General features: G+C 37.6%; 2 protein-coding genes. Both read right to left on the bottom strand.

Annotated elements, in window-relative coordinates:
- Window positions 1-39: 39 nt before the first annotated feature.
- Window positions 40-1,371 (bottom strand): carboxypeptidase-like regulatory domain-containing protein, encoded by a 1,332-nt coding sequence (locus CHU92_RS00620; protein ID WP_094411568.1) that lies wholly within the window; start codon window positions 1,369-1,371, stop codon window positions 40-42.
- 81 nt (window positions 1,372-1,452) lie between these two features.
- Window positions 1,453-1,668, bottom strand: coding sequence for a hypothetical protein (locus CHU92_RS00615; RefSeq protein ID WP_094411566.1), 216 nt, complete (start codon window positions 1,666-1,668; stop codon window positions 1,453-1,455).
- Window positions 1,669-1,788: the final 120 nt, after the last annotated feature.

Here is a 1,788-nt window from a genome sequence, read left to right as displayed (position 1 = left end):
TAGAAATCATTGATGATAGGTTAGCGGCTTAAATCGAACTCACGTTAGTTTAAGATCAAAGGCAACAACATCTTTTTCTCCGGAAGTAATTTCAAGGAATTTTAGCGGCCTGTTTATATACATGTACTCTCCCGTGTGCATCAAAGCGTAATGTATAAAATATACATTTTCAGCAGGGTCTTTCCTGAATATTATAGTGCCCTTACAATAATTTTCAGATTGCTTCACTCCTAACAGGAACTTTAAGTTCACCCCGCCAAGCGTTTTTCCTTCAGCCAGCTTATAGTCTGCTTTTACAATCGCAAAATCGGTTTCAGAAATATATAAGGTACCAGTATATTTAGCCTTTTTCTTTTTTGGCCTGAATCGCAACACATAAATAAATTCATTGCCCGTACCGGATTGTACCGCTCCATTATAACTATACTCATACAGATCAGTATTATGAACAAAATCAAGGTATGAATTTTTGTGAAAAGAGTTTTGCGATGTAAAGTAGGAAATATCGGCTTCAGCAGATTCTAAATTACGTTTTACCAGCCTGTTCTTTTTAATTTTACTTTTCGGGCCTATAACGGTATCACGTGTACCAAACAGCCCGCTTTTAATGCGGTAAAAGCGCGCAGAATCAAGATGCTTATATGCAACATCCTTTACTTTATATTGTATGTCATCTATTGACATTGCCTGGTTCCTGTTTTTTAGTTTTGTACCTTTTATCGCCACAAATTTCGGGTATATGGCAGGCTTATCTTTAATACGTTTTATACCTGAATACCGGGTACAAAGCAGGTCAGTATATTCAACCGGGGGATTTTGTATAATGTTATCCGTGAATTTCTTCAATTCCTTGTTTGTCTCCTGTATTTCCTTCTTCCCAAACCCTGTTGATTTAGTCATTACTATATCAAGTTTCTCAGGCTCAAAGGAGTTAACCTTACGATAAAAAAGCGTGTTCTTTAAGTTTTTGAGTTTATTGTTGTAATTGCGCTGCAGGTTCTTCTTTACTGATGCCATAATGCTGTCGGCGTTGTTGGCACGGTTCGAAATTGTAAGTACTTCCAGCTCAAAAGTCCCGGGTTTAAGCCTCACCACAGACTGACTTTCCCGAAGTTCAGCAACAGTAATCACTATGCTTTTATAACCCAGGAATGAAACGGCTAAAGTTGAATTGTCCCTGTTATTTTCCCCGATAATGGTAAAATACCCTTCTGCATTAGTAACCAGGTTGTCAGTATTATTTATTTTTACGTCTGCGTGCGGAAGTGGCTCTCCGGTATCTGAATCTATTACTCGCCCTGTAAAATTCTGGCAAAATGCATTGCAAAAAGAAATTAATATAACTAACAGGTATAAGCTGCGCTGTATCATAAACTATAAATTGATAGTTGGATGGGTTAACTATGCAATTTACAAAACAATACTATTCTTACGATTCTTTAACTGTTAATATTAGGCTTTCTCCAACTCCAGCCTTAGCCTGTCTCCATGTATAGAATGTATCTTTGCCCTTACGGAGTGGTTGCCTACTTTTTTATAGATAAACTTTTGTGTCAGCGTGCCAAGCCTGCTTTCCCCGTCCGGCCCTCCAAATACATGTACTTCTTCAAATTTGTCGCTGTTGCGCAATGTTACACTTTCGCCGGGTTTTAGGCCCAGATTTTGCACTATGTGTTCGTCAGTACTTATTTCAACCAGTGGGCTTTTGTCCTTGGTTTTGTTTTTCTGAACAAAGTAAATTACGAAGTGGTTTAAACTTTTATTTTATTAAATTTCTTTAGTGCGATG

The organism is Flavobacterium cyanobacteriorum (assembly GCF_002251835.1).
In the GTDB taxonomy this organism is placed as follows: domain Bacteria; phylum Bacteroidota; class Bacteroidia; order Flavobacteriales; family Flavobacteriaceae; genus Flavobacterium; species Flavobacterium cyanobacteriorum.
Note: the sequence above shows the minus strand (reverse complement) of the source record. Positions and strands in the feature narration are given on the sequence as shown.

What these genes read in the sequence shown, in the direction of transcription:
- CHU92_RS00620 (WP_094411568.1), bottom strand. Translation starts at nt 1,371, where the DNA reads ATGATACAGCGCAGCTTATACCTGTTAGTTATATTAATTTCTTTTTGC.